Source organism: Bradyrhizobium tropiciagri, assembly GCF_018130545.1.
Taxonomy (GTDB): domain Bacteria; phylum Pseudomonadota; class Alphaproteobacteria; order Rhizobiales; family Xanthobacteraceae; genus Bradyrhizobium; species Bradyrhizobium tropiciagri_A.
This window is the reverse complement of record NZ_JAFCKF010000001.1, coordinates 716047-733312: the sequence shown is the minus strand read 5'-3', so window position 1 is coordinate 733312 and position 17266 is coordinate 716047. Positions and strand designations below refer to the sequence as shown.

General features: G+C 65.6%; 17 protein-coding genes. 8 read left to right on the top strand and 9 right to left on the bottom strand.

Going from position 1 to position 17266, the window contains the following annotated elements; all coding sequences use genetic code 11:
* Window positions 1–54 precede the first annotated feature (54 nt).
* Window positions 55–834: an SDR family NAD(P)-dependent oxidoreductase gene (locus JQ616_RS03555; RefSeq protein ID WP_212012281.1), complete on the bottom strand. Its 780-nt coding sequence runs from the start codon at window positions 832–834 to the stop codon at window positions 55–57.
* Window positions 835–1014: 180 nt separating this feature from the next.
* Between JQ616_RS03555 and JQ616_RS03550 the strand changes: the two genes are divergently transcribed.
* Window positions 1015–1749, top strand: coding sequence for an SDR family NAD(P)-dependent oxidoreductase (locus JQ616_RS03550; RefSeq protein ID WP_212012279.1), 735 nt, complete (start codon window positions 1015–1017; stop codon window positions 1747–1749).
* 59 nt (window positions 1750–1808) lie between these two features.
* Window positions 1809–2198, top strand: a complete 390-nt coding sequence (locus JQ616_RS03545; RefSeq protein WP_212012277.1) for a CsbD family protein — start codon at window positions 1809–1811, stop codon at window positions 2196–2198.
* A gap of 126 nt (window positions 2199–2324) precedes the next feature.
* Here the strand turns inward: JQ616_RS03545 and JQ616_RS03540 are convergent, their stop codons facing one another.
* The 3 genes from JQ616_RS03540 to JQ616_RS03530 form a co-directional block, all read right to left on the bottom strand.
* Window positions 2325–4046, bottom strand: a complete 1722-nt coding sequence (locus JQ616_RS03540) for an SGNH/GDSL hydrolase family protein (protein WP_212012275.1) — start codon at window positions 4044–4046, stop codon at window positions 2325–2327.
* Between the two features lie 325 nt (window positions 4047–4371).
* Window positions 4372–5748 carry a lytic murein transglycosylase gene (locus JQ616_RS03535; protein WP_212012273.1) on the bottom strand — a complete coding sequence of 459 codons (1377 nt, stop codon included), beginning with the start codon at window positions 5746–5748 and terminating at the stop codon, window positions 4372–4374.
* A 134-nt stretch (window positions 5749–5882) separates the two neighbouring features.
* Window positions 5883–6302 (bottom strand): MerR family transcriptional regulator, encoded by a 420-nt coding sequence (locus tag JQ616_RS03530; RefSeq protein ID WP_212012271.1) that lies wholly within the window; start codon window positions 6300–6302, stop codon window positions 5883–5885.
* A gap of 92 nt (window positions 6303–6394) precedes the next feature.
* On the opposite strand from JQ616_RS03530, the gene JQ616_RS03525 reads away from it, so the two are divergent.
* Together JQ616_RS03525 and galU are read left to right on the top strand one after the other, a co-directional pair.
* Window positions 6395–7696, top strand: coding sequence for an NADH:flavin oxidoreductase/NADH oxidase family protein (locus tag JQ616_RS03525; protein ID WP_212012269.1), 1302 nt, complete (start codon window positions 6395–6397; stop codon window positions 7694–7696).
* 135 nt (window positions 7697–7831) lie between these two features.
* On the top strand, window positions 7832–8707 hold the full coding sequence (gene galU, locus JQ616_RS03520; protein ID WP_212012267.1) for a UTP--glucose-1-phosphate uridylyltransferase GalU: 876 nt from the start codon (window positions 7832–7834) through the stop codon (window positions 8705–8707).
* Between the two features lie 295 nt (window positions 8708–9002).
* Here galU and JQ616_RS03515 read toward each other — a convergent pair whose 3' ends face one another.
* Entirely contained in the window at window positions 9003–9959 is a 957-nt protein-coding gene (locus JQ616_RS03515; protein ID WP_212012265.1) for a LysR substrate-binding domain-containing protein, read from the bottom strand.
* Window positions 9960–10070: 111 nt separating this feature from the next.
* Between JQ616_RS03515 and katG the strand changes: the two genes are divergently transcribed.
* Complete coding sequence (katG, locus tag JQ616_RS03510; protein WP_212012263.1) at window positions 10071–12257, top strand: catalase/peroxidase HPI; 2187 nt, start codon at window positions 10071–10073, stop codon at window positions 12255–12257.
* A gap of 92 nt (window positions 12258–12349) precedes the next feature.
* Here the strand turns inward: katG and JQ616_RS03505 are convergent, their stop codons facing one another.
* The 3 genes from JQ616_RS03505 to JQ616_RS03495 all read right to left on the bottom strand — a co-directional run bounded on the left by JQ616_RS03505 (window position 12350) and on the right by JQ616_RS03495 (window position 14130).
* Window positions 12350–12550 (bottom strand): hypothetical protein, encoded by a 201-nt coding sequence (locus JQ616_RS03505; protein WP_212012262.1) that lies wholly within the window; start codon window positions 12548–12550, stop codon window positions 12350–12352.
* 117 nt (window positions 12551–12667) lie between these two features.
* Window positions 12668–13678: an aldo/keto reductase gene (locus JQ616_RS03500; RefSeq protein ID WP_212012261.1), complete on the bottom strand. Its 1011-nt coding sequence runs from the start codon at window positions 13676–13678 to the stop codon at window positions 12668–12670.
* A gap of 26 nt (window positions 13679–13704) precedes the next feature.
* Window positions 13705–14130, bottom strand: coding sequence for a PaaI family thioesterase (locus JQ616_RS03495; RefSeq protein WP_212012260.1), 426 nt, complete (start codon window positions 14128–14130; stop codon window positions 13705–13707).
* Between the two features lie 92 nt (window positions 14131–14222).
* Between JQ616_RS03495 and JQ616_RS03490 the strand changes: the two genes are divergently transcribed.
* Window positions 14223–14852: an NUDIX hydrolase gene (locus JQ616_RS03490; protein ID WP_212012259.1), complete on the top strand. Its 630-nt coding sequence runs from the start codon at window positions 14223–14225 to the stop codon at window positions 14850–14852.
* 143 nt (window positions 14853–14995) lie between these two features.
* Window positions 14996–16192, top strand: a complete 1197-nt coding sequence (locus JQ616_RS03485; protein WP_212012258.1) for a hypothetical protein — start codon at window positions 14996–14998, stop codon at window positions 16190–16192.
* Window positions 16193–16279: 87 nt separating this feature from the next.
* On the opposite strand, the gene JQ616_RS03480 is transcribed toward JQ616_RS03485, so the two are convergent.
* Window positions 16280–16579: a hypothetical protein gene (locus JQ616_RS03480; protein WP_212012257.1), complete on the bottom strand. Its 300-nt coding sequence runs from the start codon at window positions 16577–16579 to the stop codon at window positions 16280–16282.
* A 204-nt stretch (window positions 16580–16783) separates the two neighbouring features.
* Between JQ616_RS03480 and JQ616_RS03475 the strand changes: the two genes are divergently transcribed.
* Entirely contained in the window at window positions 16784–17263 is a 480-nt protein-coding gene (locus tag JQ616_RS03475; RefSeq protein WP_212012256.1) for a hypothetical protein, read from the top strand.
* Window positions 17264–17266 lie beyond the last annotated feature (3 nt).

The following is a 17266-nucleotide window of genomic DNA, read 5'->3' as shown; positions in this document are numbered from 1 at the left end:
CGCGAAGGCTACTCCCGAGGCGCGCGCTGTCAACGCTTCGGGGAGAGACGCGGGTCAGGCATTCCGCGCCATCAACCCGCCGTCGACCGGAATCACCGCGCCGGTCAGGAATGATGCCGCAGGCAGGCACAAGCTCAGCGTCATGTGCGCGACTTCCTCGGGATCGCCGTAGCGCGCCAGCGCGGTGCGGCGCTTGGCGTAGATCGTCTTGTGCTCTTCGGAGATCCGGTCGGTGATGGCGGTGCGGATCGGGCCCGGGCAAATGCAGTTGACGGTGATGCCTTCGCGCCCCAGTTCCACCGCGAGCGAGCGGGTCAGGCTGGTGACGCCGCCCTTGGCCGCGGAGTAGGGGCTGTGCAGGCCGGTCGCACCCAGCGCTTCGGTCGACGCGATGTTGACGATGCGCGGCGATCGCGATTTGCGCAGGTAGGGCAGTGCGGCGCGGATGATGCGCGGATGCGCCGTCAACATCACGGCGATGCCCTTGGCCCAGGCGTCCTCGTAACCGGGATCGTCGATCGGCACGCGCACCGAGATGCCGGCATTGTTGACGATGATGTCGAGCCCGCCGAAATGCGCGGCGACGTCGTTGACGACTTTCGTGATCGCGTCGCGATCGCCGACGTCGAGCGTCCAGGCCTTTGCCGTGCCGCCGTTCGCCGAGATCTCCTTCGCTACCGCCTGCGTGCCTTCTTCGGTCAGGTCGGTGACCGCGACATTGGCGCCTTCATCGGCGAACACCCGCGCCGTGGCGCGGCCCATGCCGCTGGCGGCACCGGTGACGAGAACGGTGAGGCCCTTCACCGAACGGCTGAGCTGCTTGTATTCGGACATCATGGACCTCCCGGTGATTTTCTTGCGCGTTGTGCGATCAACAACGCTGGCACCGATCCGCTGAGACGTCAAACCGGCGACCTCTTATCGGCGCGCGCGCAGCGCGTTAACGCAAGTTTCCCGGTTGGCTTTTCGCAAAGGATCATGCTCAATCAATAAAACAACAGAGAGGAACGCGCGATGAACGAGCTCGATTTCGGCGGCAAGCAGATACTGGTGGTCGGCGGCTCCAGCGGTATCGGCAACGGCATCGCGCAGGCCTTCCGCGCCAAGGGCGCGCACGTCAGTGTGTACGGCACCCGTGCCAAGGCGAGCGATTATTCGGCGGAGGAAGGCTCGCATCTCGAAGGCCTCGGTTATGCGCAGCTCGATGTCAGCGATCCGCAGGCGATCGCAAGCCTGACGCCGTCGTTCGATCGGCTCGATGTGCTGGTGCTGGCGCAGGGCGCGGTGATTTACCGCCGTGGGGAATTTGAGATGGAGGGTTTCCGCAAGGTGCTCGAAGTCAATCTGATGAGCCTGATGGCGTGCGCCACCAAATTCCACGCAATGCTCACCGCGAGCAAGGGCTCGCTGATCATCGTGAGCTCGACCGCGGCGTATCATTCGACCATGGGCAATCCGGCTTACAACGCCTCGAAGACCGGTGCCGTCGGGCTGACGCGCACGCTCGGCGAGGCCTGGGCGGAGAACGGCATCCGCGTCAACGGCATCGCGCCCGGCCTCGTCGACACCAAGATGACCAAGGCGACGACCGCGAATCCGAAGCGGCTCGAAGGCGCGCTCGAGCGCATTCCGCTGAAGCGGCTCGGCACGCCCGCCGACATGGCCGGCGCCGCATTGTTCCTGGCCTCGCCGCTCGCCTCCTACATCGTCGGCCAGACCCTCGTGGTCGACGGCGGGCTGATCCTTTAGCTCCAGGAACTTGCACGTGGTTCCGCGGTTGGCTCCCTGACAATTCAGGGAGCGTCACGATGGACAAGGATCGAATTTTCGGAACGGCAAAGGAGTTCGCGGGCAAGGCCGAAGGCGCAATCGGCGAGGCCACCGGCGATACGCAGACACAGGCCTCTGGCCGCGTGCGAGAAGCCGCCGGCTCGGTGCAGGATCTCTACGGCCAGGCCAAGGATGCAGCCCGCGACGCCGCCGACAGCGCGGTCAATTACGCCAAGGATACTTTCAAGGACGCGTACGAACATCGCGGCGACACCGTTCGCAGCGGACAAAAGGCGATGGCGCACGCGGTGCAGGACAATCCGCTGGGATCGCTCTTGATCGCTGGCGGCATCGGCTTTGCGCTCGCGCTGTTGATGACGCGCCAGCCGCGCCGCCCGCCGCCGTCGCGTTGGCGCTATTACGGGTGAGATCGGCAGGGCGGGTAAGCGAGAGCGTAACACGCTAACTCACCGCGCAAGCAATATCAGCGGGTCACGGCTTCGCCTAACCCGCCCTACAATTCTTTCATGATTTGAACGCGCGTGACGCGCCGCTTACTGCCAGGGATTCCCGGGCCCCGCGGCGCGCTGTCCGACGCCACGCGGCGGCCGCGGCGGGGCGACCAGCGGGCGCTGCTGCGGCGCGCCGAAGCCGAACAGGTCGCGCAGCCAGGGCTGGGTCTGCGGCTGCTGTTGCTGCTGCGGCTGAGCCTGAGCTGGACGGAACGCACGCCGTTGCGGCTTCGGTGCAGTGATGATCGAGCCGTCGGGCGCGATCGCCGTGGTCGAGGGCGGCGGATTTGCCGGTCCGCCCGCAGGGGCGGTCGGCGTCACCGCGGCAACCGGCACGTCGCCCTTGGCCTGTTCGCGGCCGATCTCGCGGCGCGGCCAGGCGAAATCGTCGGCGCGGCCGGCCGGCGGCGCCAGCGCCTCGCCCTTCACCAGCGTGCGCGCGGCGAGTGCATCGACCGCGGCGGGCCGCGAGCCCGGTCCGCCGAGCAATTGATCTGTGCCGACGGTCGAGGCGACCAGCGGCAGCACCGGGCCTGCCAGCGGCCGCGGCGCCGGCTTGCCGGGCTCGGCGCTGGCATCGGGCGTTGCCGGCTCGCTCGGCAGCGCGATCGGTCCGGAGCGCACCGCAAGCAGGCGGGTCACCTCGCGCTCGACATAATGCGCGAGCTTGCGCGCGCCGGCCTTGGTGAAGAACACGCCGTCATCGGTGCGCAGCTTGCGCGGCTGGCCCTCGAAGTCGGGGCCCTTCGGCATGAAGCGGCCGGCCTCGTCGACAAAGCCGTCCCAGACGTCGACATAGGTGATGCCGGCCTTGCCGGCGCCGTCGCGATACAGCGCGTCGAGGAACAGCATGTCCGACGTGCCCTTCTGACCGCGGATCGCAGGCAGGCCGACCCACAGCACCGGCACGCCCTTGCTCTTCAGCACGTTGATCAGTTCCTCGATCTTCTTGCCGTAAAGCTCGACCCAGCGGTCGTCGCGGAATTCATAGAGCCCGTTGGCCGAGCGCGCGGTCTTCTCCGGCGCGGCCTGCGCATCGTTGTCGGCATCATCGGCCGGCAGCTCGGGATCGACCGGTTTGGCATCGGACTTGGCGGCGGCATCGGGCTTGTCGCCCGGCTTCGCATCCGGCTTGTCACCTGGCTTGCCGCGGGCGTCCTTCTTCTCGTCCTTCTTGTCGGCCTTCTTCTCCACGACGGGTTCGCGGATCGCGGCGCGATCATTGAGGCCGAGCATCACGACGATGGCGTCCGGGTTCTCGGTGGCGAGTATGCTCTTGGCCGCCGCCGCCCAATCCGCCGGGTCGCCCTTGGGCTGATAGCGGATCAGGCCGGACACCGTCTTTGCCTTGCGGATCACGCCCATATCGGGCTGATCGGAATAGGCATCCTCGAGGCCATAGGCGAGCCAGTCGGCCATCGCGTCGCCGATCACGAGCACGTTGCGTTCGGCGGTGGCCTCGCGCTTGGCCGGCGCCGGCGCGCGCGAGAAATCCTCGCGGGGCCGCTGCTGCTGGGGTTGCGATTGCGGGTGCTGCTGCTGGAACGGCGCGAAGAAATCGCCGCCGAACCAGCCGCCGCCTCCGCCACCACCGCCACTTCGCGGCGGCGGCGCGCGGCGGGGTGCATCACCGAAGCCGGGGAAGCCGAAGAACTGCGCCGAGGCGGGCTCGGCAATGCCGATCAACAGCGCAAGCGCCACCGTCAGCGCGACCAGCGGGCCGGCTTCGGTGAATAGGCGCAGGAAGGACTTCGGCTCTCGCATCGGGGCGTCGCAATGATCTGGAAGTACGTGAGCATATTAGCGGAATCGGGCCGCAAGCGGGCAGCTTTTCCACCATAAATCGGGTGCCTCCGGCCGCCGTCAAGGCAGGCGTCAAATATCGGATTTCACAGTTACTTTTGGAGAGGAGGGGGCCCGGGTGTCATCGCGACGGAACCGCGCTCCCTCTCCCGCTTACGGGGGAGGGCCGGGGCGGCGGTATCACCGCGATGGGACCAGTCATTATGTGGGGAGAGCCCCCACCCGGATTGCATCTCCGATGCAGTCCGACCTCCCCCGCAAGCGGGAGAGGTGACTGAGCTTGTCGCTATCGCCCGCGCAGCCGGTCCAGCACCTCTGACGTGGCAAAGCCGTCGGCCGGCGCGCCGATCGAGACCTGGAAGCCACGCAGCGCCTCGCGGGTCTGGCCGCCGAACTGGCCATCGGGCGTGCCCTTGTAGAAGCCGCGCTGGGCGAGCAGCTGTTGCAGTTCCAGCCGTTCGGCGCGCGACAGCACCCGCTCCTGGCGCGGCCACGGCTGCACGAAGGGTTGGCCGCCGCGCAGCCGATCGGCGAAATGGCCGATCGCGAGCGCATAGGCCTCGGCCGGGTTGTATTTCATGATGACGCGGAAGTTCTGCAGCATCAGGAAGCCCGGACCTTCGGCGCCCGCCGGCGCCAGCAGGTAGGCCTTGTCGGATGGCCGCGGGAATTGCTGCCCGTTGGGCCGCTTGATGCCGAGCTGCTCCCATTGCGACAGCGACATCACCTTGGCGCGGTCGGCCAGCATGTAGTTCAGGCCCTGCGGCAGTACGACCTCGTAGCCCCAGCTCGCGCCGGTCTGCCAGCCGTCCTTCTTCAGATTGTTGGCGGTGGAGGCGATCAGGTCGCTCGGATTGTCGACCACGTCGCGGCGGCCGTCGCCATCGCCGTCGACGGCGTAGCGCTTGAACGCGGTCGGCATGAACTGGGTCGGGCCGAACGCGCCGGCCCAGGAGCCGCGCAGTTGCTCGGGCCTGAGATCGCCGCGGTTGAGGATCTCCAGCGCCGACAGGAACTCGTCCTTGAAATAGGCCTGGCGGCGGCCGATGCAGGCGAGCGTCGCGGTCGACTGCACCACGCTGCGATCGCCCATCTGGGTCGAGTAGTTCGACTCGATGCCCCAGATCGCCGCGATGATGTAGCGGTCGACGCCATAGGCTTTCTCGGTCGCGTCGAATTGCGGCTTGTACTTCGCGAGGATCTCGCGGCCTTTCGCCAGCCGCGCATCGCTGACCAGGATGTCGAGATAGTCCCAGATCGCCTTGGTGAATTCCGGCTGCGAGTCGAGCAGATCCATGATGCGCAGGTCGGGTTGCAGGCCCGCGGTGAAGCGCTCGAAATTCTGCTGCGTGATGTTGCGCCGCGCGGCGTCGGGCCACATCGCCGCGACGCAATTCGGGAAGTCGGATGCGGCCTGGCGGATCGCGGCGGCAGTCATCAACGGATTGCCGGAAGCGCCGTCTTCGCCGCTCCAGGGCGGCGCTGCGCCATCCTGTCCGGTCGCAGCCTGCGGCGGCGTCGCGTTCGGCGAAAAGATACTGTCGATCAGGTTGGTCAGGCCGTTGCCGGCCGACTGGGCTTGCGTGCTGCCGGGCAGCAGCAAAGCCAGCGCGATCAGGCTCGCGCTGAAAAGCTTGGTCCTCGATGTTCCCGTCGCGCGCATGTGTCGTATGCCTGTCAAAAATCGTGCGCCTCAGAAGGCCTCGTCACGGTTTCCAATAGCTTAACAAAAGGCCGCATTTGGGACGTGACGAAACCGCGCGATGGGTTTGGCCCGGGACAAATTGGCCGGCGGTATCAACCCGGCTTCGCCTGGTCCCTGATGCCGGCCAAAATACCCTCGGCGTTATCAAAACAGTCGCCGCCCGGCGGCGAGGCTTCGATCCGGGCGATCACGGCCTCGAGCCCGGCCTGGGTGTCAGCCAATCGGTGCCGCAAAGCCTCGATCTCGGCCACTTTGGTCTTGAGCGCGGCCACCAGCGCGTCGCGGCTCCAGTCGCCCTTGCCGTGGGGCGGCAGCAGGTTCCGGATCTCGTCGAGAGAAAATCCAGCCTGTTGGGCCATCACGATGATCTCGAGGGTCTGTCGGGTCTCGCGCGAATATTGCCGATAGCCGTTCAAACCGCGGTCGATCGACCCGATCAGGCCCTCGCGCTCGTAGAAGCGGATGCGCGACGGGGCGAGGCCGGACTCCCGTGCCAGTTCCCCGATCTTCACTCGCCGTCCTCCTCGCCGCTTGACCTTAAAGTTTACTTTAAGGTTAGGGTGCGCCCAGATCAACAAGGAACTCAAGCCAAGGACCTGGCCCCATGTCGCCGTTCGATTCCCTCACTTTGCCCAATGGAAGCAGCATTCCCAACCGCATCGCCAAGGCGGCGATGGAAGAGAACATGGCTGACGCGGCGCATCTCCCGTCGGCCGAGTTGTTGCGCCTCTACCAGGCCTGGGCCGATGGCGGCGCCGGCCTCATCATCACTGGCAACGTGATGATCGATCGCCACGCCATGACCGGGCCGGGCGGCGTCGTGCTGGAGGACGGCACCCCGCTTGAGGCGTTCCGCAACTGGGCGCGGATCGGCCGCGCAAAAGGCGCGCAAATCTGGCTGCAGCTCAGCCATCCCGGCCGCCAGATGATGAAGAATCTGGGCCAGCAAACCCTTGCGCCATCGGCGGTGGCGCTCGATCTCGGCAAGCATTCCAACCTGTTTGCGACACCGAAGGCGATGACCGAGCAGGACATCAGCGAGGTGATCGCGCGCTTCGTCACTGCGGCGAAGCTCGGCGAGCAGGCCGGGTTCTCCGGCGTGCAGATCCACGCCGCGCACGGCTATCTGATCAGCCAGTTCCTGTCGCCATTGAGCAACCGGCGCACTGACAATTGGGGTGGCTCGCTGCAAAACCGCGCGCGTCTGTTGACCGAAACCGTCAAGGCCGTCCGCGCGGCGGTGTCGCCCGGCTTCTCGGTTGCGGTCAAATTGAACTCGGCCGATTTCCAGCGCGGCGGTTTCGATGCGCGCGATGCGAAGACAGTGGTCGAGATGTTGAATGAATTGCCGGTGGATCTCGTGGAACTGTCGGGCGGCAGTTACGAGGCGCCGGCGATGCAGGGCGATGCACGCGACGGCCGCACGTTGGCGCGCGAGGCCTATTTCCTCGATTTCGCGCGCGAGATCGCCGCGGTCGCCAAAATGCCCGTGATGGTCACCGGCGGCATTCGCCGCATCGGCGTCGTGCAGCAGGTGCTCGACAGCGGCGTTGCCATCGCGGGCATCGCCACCGCGCTTGCGGTCCGGCCGGATCTGCCGAGTGCGTGGCGCAGGGCTGAGGATCTGCGGCCAGAAGTCGCGCCGATCCGCTGGAAGAGCAAGCCGTTGGCCTCACTTGCAGCGATGGCGGTCGTGAAATTCCAGCTGCGGCGGTTGAGCCGGGGCCGTCAGGCAAATCCGAACGTTTCGCCGCTCAAGGCGTTGGTTCTCGCCCAATTGCGCACGGCGTTGCTGACCCGCAAATATCGCCGCTGGATCGCATCCTCTGTCACCGCTTCGGCTGCATCCCGCGGCGTGCCGGTTTCGTCACACGTGAACTCACGTGCCGTCGGGATGCCCAGGTAGGTCGAGCGCTTGGGTGGAAAAGGCGGATGGGTGCACATCACACATCCGCCTTTGTTCTCGGCTGCAAAACGGGTACCAAGAAGCGATTGAATTTCGCGTCGCCGTCCCACCCGTTGCAAGGCTTCCGATAATCCCATGAAGATCCGCAAAGCCGTATTTCCCGTCGCCGGTCTCGGTACCCGTGTGCTGCCCGCCACCAAGGCGATGCCGAAGGAGATGTTGACCATCGTCGACAAGCCCCTGATCCAGTACGTGGTCGACGAGGCGAGGGAAGCCGGCATCGAGCACTTCGTGTTCGTCACCGGCCGCAACAAGGGCGTCATCGAGGATCACTTCGACCGCATGTTCGAGCTCGACACCACGCTCGCGCAGCGCGGCAAGAAGACAGAACAGGACATCCTGGCGCAGAACCAGCCGGAAGCCGGCGCGATGAGCTTCACGCGGCAGCAGGCGCCGCTCGGGCTCGGCCACGCGGTGTGGTGCGCGCGCGACATCGTCGGCAACGAGCCGTTCGCGGTGGTGCTGCCCGATGAACTGGTGCTGAACACGCCGGGCTGCCTGAAGCAGATGATCGATGCCGCAAGCAAGCTCGGCGACAAGTCGAACCTGATCGCGGTCGAGGCGGTGCCCGACGAGCTCACCCATCAATACGGCATCTGCAGCGTCGGCAAACGTACCGGCAACATCTTCGAGGTCGACCGCATGGTCGAGAAGCCGCCGCAGGGCACCGCACCGTCGAATCTGTCGATCACCGGCCGCTACATCCTGCAGCCCGAGATCTTCGACATCCTGGCGACGCAGGAGCGCGGCGCCGGCGGCGAGATCCAGCTCACCGACGCGATGATCGGGCTTGCCAAGACGCAGAAATTCTACGGCGTCGAGTTCGAGGGCGAGCGTCACGATTGCGGCTCCAAGCCCGGCTTCCTCCGCGCCAACATCGCCTTCGGCCTCAAGCGCCCCGAACTGCGCGACGGCCTGATCGCCGAGATGAAGAAGTATCTGGAGAAGTAGGGGCGCGGGAGCTCCTCGGCTCCGTGTGTGATGCCGCGCTCGTTTTGCAAAGCTCGGACAAATCATGTCGCGAGACCGCGGATATGTGAGTCACCGGCCGTGCAACACACTCGCTGTCGTCCCTGCGAAAGCAGGGACCCATAACCACCGAAGTTGATTGTTGCGCGCCGCTGCAACGACGAGTCCCTCTCACCACATCCGCCGCGGAGTATGGGTCCCTGCTTTCGCAGGGACGACACTTGTGGGTGTGGTCAGCGTCGCGCGTCGAACGACGATCGCGCCTCAACGCGCGAGATCACCCAACCTTCCGTCGCCCCGCGCGCTTCGCCGGCTCCTTGCTCCCATCCCCCTTTGGCGCGCGCAGTTCGCGGGCCGCGAGGCTCACCACGTCGGCGATCTGCTGGAGCTGCGCGGCGAGCGGCGAGGTCTTGCGCCAGACCATGCCGATGGTGCGCGAGGGCTGCGGGTGCTTGAAGCGGGAGACCGTAACCGGCGCCGAGCGGGTTTCCACCGTCACCGCCATCTCCGGGATCAGCGTGACGCCGATGCCGGCGCCGACCATCTGCACCAGGGTCGACAGCGAGCTCGCATCCAGCACCTCGCGCGGCGGCGAGGACTGCATGTTGCAGAACGACAGCGCCTGGTCGCGGAAGCAATGGCCTTCCTCGAGCAGCAGCAGCCGCATCTCGCGCAGCATCTCGGCGCTCGGCACCGGGGTCTTGGCGTCCTCGCCCGGCCGCACCAGCAGGAAATTCTCCGAGAACAGCGCAACCTCGGTCAGCGACGGTTCCGACACCGGCAGCGCCACGATCGCGGTATCGAGCCGGCCCTCGGCGACCTCCTTGATCAGCTTCGGCGTCAGTGTCTCGCGGACATGGATGTCGAGCTCGGGATGCAGCCGCGCCAGCGTCTCGATCACCTTCGGCAGCAGATATGGCGCGATCGTCGGGATCATGCCGACGCGCAGCCGTCCGGCGAGCTTGTCGCGCGAGGCGCGCGCGAAGTCGCCGAGTTCGTCGACCGAGCGCAGGATGTCGCGAACGCGGCGCAGCAGTTCCTCGCCGAACGCCGTCAGCGTCACCTGCCGCGCGCTGCGCTCGATCAGCACGCCGCCGACGGCCTGTTCCAGTTCGCGGATCTGCATCGACAGCGCCGGCTGCGACACCGCACAGGCATCGGCGGCGCGGCCGAAATGGCCGTGCTGCGCCAGCGCATCGAAATACCTCAGTTGCCGGAGTGTGACATTTATCATCAGATAAACTTATCGTCGCGATCAACAAAGTCAATTTCACCTGATGGGATCGGCTAAGTAGAATGCTTCTACGCGGAATGGTTGGACCCCCAACCTCCAAAGGAGCCGGTAATGTCAGAAGAAGCAAAATGCCCGTTCTCAGGCGGGAAATCAGCACCAAGCAACCGTGACTGGTGGCCTAACCAGCTCGACATCAGCATTCTCCATCAGCAGTCGAACCTGTCGGACCCGATGGGCGAGAGCTTCGACTACGCCAAGGAGTTCAAGAGCCTCGACCTCAATGCGGTGGTCAAGGACCTGCACCATGTGATGACGGACTCGCAGGATTGGTGGCCGGCGGATTTCGGTCACTACGGACCGCTGTTCATCCGCATGGCCTGGCACAGCGCGGGCACCTATCGCATCGGCGACGGCCGCGGTGGCGCGGGCGCCGGTCAACAGCGCTTTGCGCCGCTCAACAGCTGGCCCGACAACGCCAACCTCGACAAGGCGCGTCGCCTGCTGTGGCCGGTCAAGCAGAAGTACGGCAAGAAGATCTCCTGGGCCGACCTGATGATCCTCGCGGGCAACGTCGCTCTGGAGTCGATGGGCTTCAAGACCTTCGGCTTCGCCGGCGGCCGTGCCGACGTCTGGGAGCCCGAGCAGGACGTCAATTGGGGTCCCGAGGCCAAGTGGCTCGACGATCAGCGCTACTCCGGTGATCGCGAGCTGCATGGTCATCTCGGCGCGGTGCAGATGGGCCTGATCTACGTCAATCCGGAAGGCCCGAACGGCAAGCCGGATCCGCTGGCTGCGGCCCGCGACATCCGCGAGACCTTCGCCCGCATGGCGATGAACGACGAGGAAACCGTAGCGCTGATCGCTGGCGGCCATACCTTCGGCAAGACCCACGGCGCCGGCGATGCCTCGCTGGTCGGTCCGGAGCCGGAAGGCGGCCAGATCGAGCAGCAGGGCCTCGGCTGGTCGAGCAAATACGCCACCGGCATCGCGGGCGACGCGATCACGTCGGGCCTCGAAGTGACCTGGACCTCGACGCCGACCAAGTGGAGCAACAACTTCTTCTGGAACCTGTTCGGCTATGAATGGGAGCTGACCAAGAGCCCGGCCGGTGCCCATCAGTGGCAGCCGAAGCACGGCGCCGGTGCCAATTCGGTGCCGGATGCCCACGATTCGTCGAAGCGTCATGCGCCGGCGATGCTGACCACCGACCTCGCGCTGAAGATCGACCCGGCCTACGAGAAGATCTCGCGCCGCTTCTACGAGAATCCGGATCAGTTCGCCGACGCGTTTGCCCGCGCCTGGTTCAAGCTGACCCACCGCGACATGGGACCCGTCGTGCGCTACCTCGGCCCGCTGGTGCCGAAGGAAGAGCTGCTCTGGCAGGATCCGATTCCGGCGATCGGCCATGAGCTGGTCAGCGAGCAGGACATCGCCGCGCTGAAGGCGAAGCTGTTGGCGTCCGGCCTGTCGGTCTCCGAGCTGGTGTCGACCGCCTGGGCGTCGGCCTCGACGTTCCGCGGCTCCGACAAGCGCGGTGGCGCCAATGGCGGCCGCATCCGCCTCGCGCCGCAGAAGGACTGGGACGTCAACCAGCCGGCCGAACTCTCGAAGGTGCTCGCCAAGCTGGAAGGCATCCAGAAGGAGTTCAACGCGGCGCAGAAGGACGGCAAGAAGGTCTCGCTCGCCGACCTCGTCGTGCTCGGCGGCGTCGCTGCGGTCGAGAAGGCGGCGAAGGATGGCGGCCATGACGTCAAGGTGCCGTTCACGCCGGGCCGCACCGACGCCTCGCAGGCGCAGACCGACGTGCATTCGTTTGCCGCGCTTGAGCCGACCGTCGATGGCTTCCGCAACTACATCCGCGGCAATCATCCGATGCCGGTCGAGGCCCTGCTGGTCGATCGCGCGCAGCTCCTGACGCTCACCGCTCCGGAAATGACGGTGCTGGTCGGCGGCCTGCGGGTGCTCGGGGCAAACCACGGCAAGTCCAAGCACGGCGTGCTCACCGACAAGCCGGGCACGCTGACCAACGACTTCTTCGTCAACTTGCTCAGCATGAGCACGGTGTGGGATCCGGTCGCCGGCGCCGAAGGAGTTTACGAGGCGCATGACCGCAAGACCAAGCAGGTCAAATGGACCGGCACCCGTGCCGACCTGATCTTCGGCTCGCACTCGCAGTTGCGTGCACTGGCCGAGGTCTATGCCAGCGCCGACGCCAAGGACAAGTTCGTCAAGGACTTCGTCGCCGCCTGGACCAAGGTGATGAACCTCGACCGCTTCGAGGTCGCCGGCCACAAATAAGCGGCCTGCAACGGCAATCAGGGCAGGGCGGCGCTTCGGCGCCGCCCTGTTTCATTTCGGGGATCGAGATTACGGCTTTCGCGCTGTGCCGGTCAGTCGTGCAGCTTCATGTCGCGAATCATCGTGTCGAGCTCAGCCTGCGTCGGCGCCGCGAGCGGGACCTGCGGCGCGCTGCTGGTCACAGCGGGGACGTCGCACTGCGAGGCCCCGCGCGAGGGCTCGAAGATGGCGGTCAGGCTCGCCCAGCACACCAGCAGAGCCACGATCCAGTCCAGTGCATTGGATGCCGTCACGGCAGCACCAGCATCAGCATTGTCATGTGCCGATGGTGCAGCCGGCGCGACGCCGGCGCAATTCGGAAGCTACGAAACGTAACTTCGGCGCAGCCGAGTGGAGCGCCGGCCTTGATGCTATCCGGTCCGTGCCCGGCGCCCTTCGATCGGATAGGCGGGATCGTTGAAGCCCGGCGTCGAGGGATGGCCGGCCACGACGAGGCGGTCGATCAGGGCTTCGTCCTCGGCGGTGAAGCGGTAGTCGAGCGCGCGGATGTAGTCGTCCCATTGCGCTTCGGTGCGCGGGCCTGCGATCACTGCGCTGACGAACGACGAGTTCAGCACCCAGGACACCGCGAACTGCCCGGCGGTGATGCCGCGGCTCTCGGCGTGGCGCTTGATCTCCTGCGCGAGCTCGAGCGATTCCGGCCGCCACTCGGTCTGCATCATGCGCTTGTCGTTGCGTCCCGCACGGGTGTCCGCCGGCGGCGCCGCGTCGGGCGCGTATTTGCCGGTCAAGACGCCGCGCGCCAGCGGGCTGTAGGACACAATGCCGAGGCCGTAATAGGCGCAGGCCGGGAAATGCTCGACCTCGGGCATCCGGTTCATCGCATTGTAATAGGGCTGGCTCGCGACCGGGCGGTCGATGCCGAGCCGGTCGCAGATGTTGCAGATCTCGGCGACGCGCCAGGCGCGGTAGTTGGAGACGCCGAAATAGCGCACCTTGCCGGCGCGGATCAGGTCACCCATCGCACGCACCGTCTCGTCGAGCGGCGTCGCGTGGTCTTCCTTGTGCAAATAGTAGACGTCGATGTAGTCGGTGCCGAGCCGCTTCAGGCTCTCGTCGGCGGCCTGCAACACCCAGCGCCGCGACAACCCGCCATGGTTGGGATCGTCGCCGATCGGATTGGCGAGCTTGGTCGCGAGCACCCAGTTCGAGCGGCTGTTGGCGATCGCGCGGCCGACGACCTCCTCGGACTTGCCGCCATTATAGGCATCGGCGCTGTCGATGAAGTTGATGCCGGCCTCGCGCGCCTTGGCCACGATCCGCGACGAGGTCGCCTCGTCGGTCGGTCCGCCGAACATCATGGTGCCCAAGCAGATCGGCGAAACCTTCAGGCCGCTGCGGCCAAGCTGGCGATATTGCATCGATCGTTCCTCCGGAATGACGGGGATCAACTCTCGTTCTTCAGGATCTTGAACACGCCATTGGCCATCGCGATGCAGCGCTTCTCGACGGTCACCTCGGCGGTGATGAAGATCAGGCTGCGAGTCGAACGCACCACGCGGGGCCGTGTCGTCAGGATCTCGCCGATCTTGCCGGCCTCGACGAAATGGGTGTCGAGCTGCACCGTCGCAAGCGTCGGCCTGCCCGAGACGAAGCGCGCGGCCATGCCGCAGGCGCGGTCGGCAAAGGTCATGATCACGCCGCCCTGCACCAGGCCGCGGCGATTGTGGTGCTTGTCCTCGGTGATCAGCGCGAGCTCGAGCGCGCCGTCCTTCAACCGTTCCCACAACGGGCCGATCAGGGTCAGGAATCCCGTGGTTTCGGCGATCTTCCAGCCGTCGGATTTGAGGTGGTCCGCGGCCTTGGCCGTCATGAGGAGGGATCCCTTGCTTGCAGATGATTGATCGCAGGAGGCATGTCGTTCGGCTCATTTCATCAAACGCTGATGTGTTGTAGTCAAGCTCAATGGCCCGCACATTTGACGATGCCACCCGGCGGAATATCGCAGAGCTCTGCGCCGCATTCGCGCGTCAGTCCGCGGCGGACGCTGCACCGGCGCTGAAGCGCGCGGCGGTCGCGATCGCGCTGACTGAAGCCGATGACGGCGACGGCACGGCGTTTCTGCTGACCCGTCGCAGTGCGCGGCTGCGTGCGCACAGCGCGCAATGGGCGCTGCCGGGCGGACGCTGCGATGCCGGCGAAACGCAGCCTCAGGCCGCGCTGCGCGAACTGCACGAGGAGCTTGGGCTCAAGCTGTCCGAACGCGACGTGCTCGGGATGCTCGACGACTATCCGACCCGGTCCGGCTATCTGATCACGCCGGTCGTGGTGTGGGCCGGTGCGCATGCCGTGATCACGCCGAATCCTGACGAGGTCGCGTCCGTTCATCGCATCGGCCTCGATGCGATCGAGCTTCAGGACGCGTTCAGCTTCGTCATGATTCCCGAGAGCGCGCGGCGCGTGATCCGCTTCCGTCTCGGCGGCCAGCAGATCCATGCGCCGACCGCCGCGCTGATCTATCAGTTCCGCGAGGTGCTGGCCGGGCGCAGCACCCGTGTCGCCGATCTGGAACAACCGGTGTTCGCATGGAAGTAACCGTCATCACCCCGTCGTGTTCGCCGCTTTGCGCGGCGAACACCGCATTGTGGCGAAAATTCTGGAGCCGATCGCGGCATCCGGCCGCTTCGACCCGGACAATTCCGGGCTGACTTCGCGGCCGCGCTTGCTACAACGAGGCCATGCGCCCGCAATTGATTCGCCCCTGCCTTGGACTCGTCGCGCTCGCGCTCACCGCCGGCGCGCCGTCCGTCTTGGCCGGCGAGGCCGATGCGTTGCCGCCGTCCGTCGCCAATGCGATGGCGCAGGCATCGCCGCAGGCGATCATGGACTATCGCCGCAAGCTGCAGGAATACGAGGAGGCGCGTGCTGCGTTCGAGCAGGACGCCGGCGCCTATTGGAGCGCGATTGCCGACAAGCGGCGCGGCCGCAATGCCAAGCGCCGCGACCGCGTGCAGATCACGCTTGATGACTACGTGCTGCAGCAGCCACCGGTCTATGAGGGGCCGAAGCGGCCGGTCAATCCGGCGCCCGAAGAGGAAGGCGGCAAGCCGCCGCGGCCGCCGAAAACGATTCCGGTGGTCTCGGATCTGGTCAGGGCGGCCGCCGAGCAATTCCAGTTCACGCCGCAGCGGCCAACCAGCGAGGTCGAGTTCAAGCGCGCCTACGCCCGCTACGCCCGCGCGGCGGGGCTGACGCCGGAGCAGGCGGTGCGGGTCTATTCGTTCGAGACCGGCGGCACCGGCAATTACGACGTGCAGGCGGGTATCGAGCACGGCGGCAAGCGCGCGATCTCCACCGCGATGGGCTATAACCAGCTGCTCACCACCAACACCGTCGAGCTCCTGGCCGAACAGGGCCATGAATTCGTGCGGGACCTGACCGAGCGGGTTGCGCGGACGCAGGGGCCGGCGCGCAAGGCGATGGAGCACAAGCTCGTGGTGCTGAAGAAGATGGTGGCGTTCACGCGCACCGTGCCCGACGACTGGTCGGCGCATCAACGCCTCGCCGATACGCCGCAGGGCTGGGCCTGCCATGCGATGGTGCTCGACATCGATATCGGCCCGATGCTGCAGACCCACAAGCTGCTGACCTCGGTGCTGTTCGCCCGCGCCAAGGGCTACACCCGTCCGCTCACCGCGGCCGAGCTCGAGATGATGAACCTGACCGGCGACGGCACCGGGCTCGACATGGTGACCATGCCGCAGGCGATGCGCGAACAGGTGCCGACCACGAATTTCTTCCAGCGCTCGGGTTACGAGCGCAACCCGGTGGCGATCCGCCACAACACCGTGGCCAGACTGCTTGCCGTCACCAACGAGCGGATGGACTTCAACAGCAACAAGCCCGGCGCAAGGGAATTGGCCGGGGCATTCTGAAGTCTCGCCGAAAACCGTCAGGGCATTCCGGTTCTGCTCGAATCAGAATCTTCAAGCGAACCGGCGTCCACTTCGCTCGAAAACGGGCTAGTTCGAGCCGAACATGAACTTGCCGTCGCCTTCGAGATAGGGCCCGGAGCGCATGTAGAGCTGGCCGTTGTGGCCGATGAAGAACAGTGTCCCCTTCGGCACCTTCTTGGCGCCCTTCAGCAAGGTGCCGGCATTGTTGGTGCCCATCTTGTACGCCCAGGTCTTGCCGTCCTTGTCATAGGCATAGCCCATGTCGGTCTTCAGCTCCCAGGGCGCGGCCTCCTGCGCGAATGCGCATGTCGTCATCGCAGCAAGGGCCGCGGTCGCAAAAAAGGTCTTGGTCAAAAAATACGTCATGATCCACCTCCGGCCGAAAAACGGCGTCGTCCCCACGTCTTTGAACAAATCACGAACGCCATTTGTGCGTCAATACGACAATCGGCGTGGCTGCCTGCGCAGATCATCGAGTTTGTGATTTCCCGTATCAAGCTTGGCGACTATTTTCGCGTTACCGTTTACAAACGCTTCGATTGCCAGAAACGCTACCTAGGGATGATCAGGATGAACCACGTCATGAAGATCGGTATCGGTGTCGCTCTGTCGTTCATGACGCTGGCGTCAGTCGCGCAGGCGGACGAGTTCAAGCTCTCCAACAACCAGCGGATCTCCTGCAGCCGCGGCCTCTCCGCCGGCAAGCTCAACACCTCGACCTGCAAGTCCTACGCCTATCTGTTCAACGCCAAGACCTCGGAATACTTCCGTTGCCAGGTCTCTTTGGCGCTGACGCGGGACAACAAGGAGGTCATCAACGTCCAGGCCGACGGCGGCTGCACCAAGAAGCCGCGCATCTTCGAGACCGACGGCAATTACACCTTCGATGCCACCGAGACCGAGCCGCCGAACACCAATTCGTTCTTCGGTCCGGGCGGCTATGCGATCTGGGCGAGCGACACCAATACCCAGAAGATTCGCGGCTGCATCACGATCTCGTCCGGCCTCGGCTCCGATATCTCGAAATGCCTCGACATGACGTTTCAGTGACGG

What these genes read in the sequence shown, in the direction of transcription:
- JQ616_RS03545 (WP_212012277.1), top strand. Translation starts at nt 1,809, where the DNA reads ATGGACAAGGATCGAATTTTCGGAACGGCAAAGGAGTTCGCGGGCAAG.
- JQ616_RS03485 (WP_212012258.1), top strand. Translation starts at nt 14,996, where the DNA reads ATGCGCCCGCAATTGATTCGCCCCTGCCTTGGACTCGTCGCGCTCGCG.
- JQ616_RS03535 (WP_212012273.1), bottom strand. Translation starts at nt 5,748, where the DNA reads ATGCGCGCGACGGGAACATCGAGGACCAAGCTTTTCAGCGCGAGCCTG.
- JQ616_RS03490 (WP_212012259.1), top strand. Translation starts at nt 14,223, where the DNA reads ATGGCCCGCACATTTGACGATGCCACCCGGCGGAATATCGCAGAGCTC.
- JQ616_RS03525 (WP_212012269.1), top strand. Translation starts at nt 6,395, where the DNA reads ATGTCGCCGTTCGATTCCCTCACTTTGCCCAATGGAAGCAGCATTCCC.
- JQ616_RS03515 (WP_212012265.1), bottom strand. Translation starts at nt 9,959, where the DNA reads ATGATAAATGTCACACTCCGGCAACTGAGGTATTTCGATGCGCTGGCG.
- JQ616_RS03475 (WP_212012256.1), top strand. Translation starts at nt 16,784, where the DNA reads ATGAACCACGTCATGAAGATCGGTATCGGTGTCGCTCTGTCGTTCATG.
- JQ616_RS03495 (WP_212012260.1), bottom strand. Translation starts at nt 14,130, where the DNA reads ATGACGGCCAAGGCCGCGGACCACCTCAAATCCGACGGCTGGAAGATC.
- JQ616_RS03480 (WP_212012257.1), bottom strand. Translation starts at nt 16,579, where the DNA reads ATGACGTATTTTTTGACCAAGACCTTTTTTGCGACCGCGGCCCTTGCT.
- JQ616_RS03500 (WP_212012261.1), bottom strand. Translation starts at nt 13,678, where the DNA reads ATGCAATATCGCCAGCTTGGCCGCAGCGGCCTGAAGGTTTCGCCGATC.
- JQ616_RS03550 (WP_212012279.1), top strand. Translation starts at nt 1,015, where the DNA reads ATGAACGAGCTCGATTTCGGCGGCAAGCAGATACTGGTGGTCGGCGGC.
- JQ616_RS03540 (WP_212012275.1), bottom strand. Translation starts at nt 4,046, where the DNA reads ATGCGAGAGCCGAAGTCCTTCCTGCGCCTATTCACCGAAGCCGGCCCG.
- galU (WP_212012267.1), top strand. Translation starts at nt 7,832, where the DNA reads ATGAAGATCCGCAAAGCCGTATTTCCCGTCGCCGGTCTCGGTACCCGT.
- JQ616_RS03555 (WP_212012281.1), bottom strand. Translation starts at nt 834, where the DNA reads ATGTCCGAATACAAGCAGCTCAGCCGTTCGGTGAAGGGCCTCACCGTT.
- katG (WP_212012263.1), top strand. Translation starts at nt 10,071, where the DNA reads ATGTCAGAAGAAGCAAAATGCCCGTTCTCAGGCGGGAAATCAGCACCA.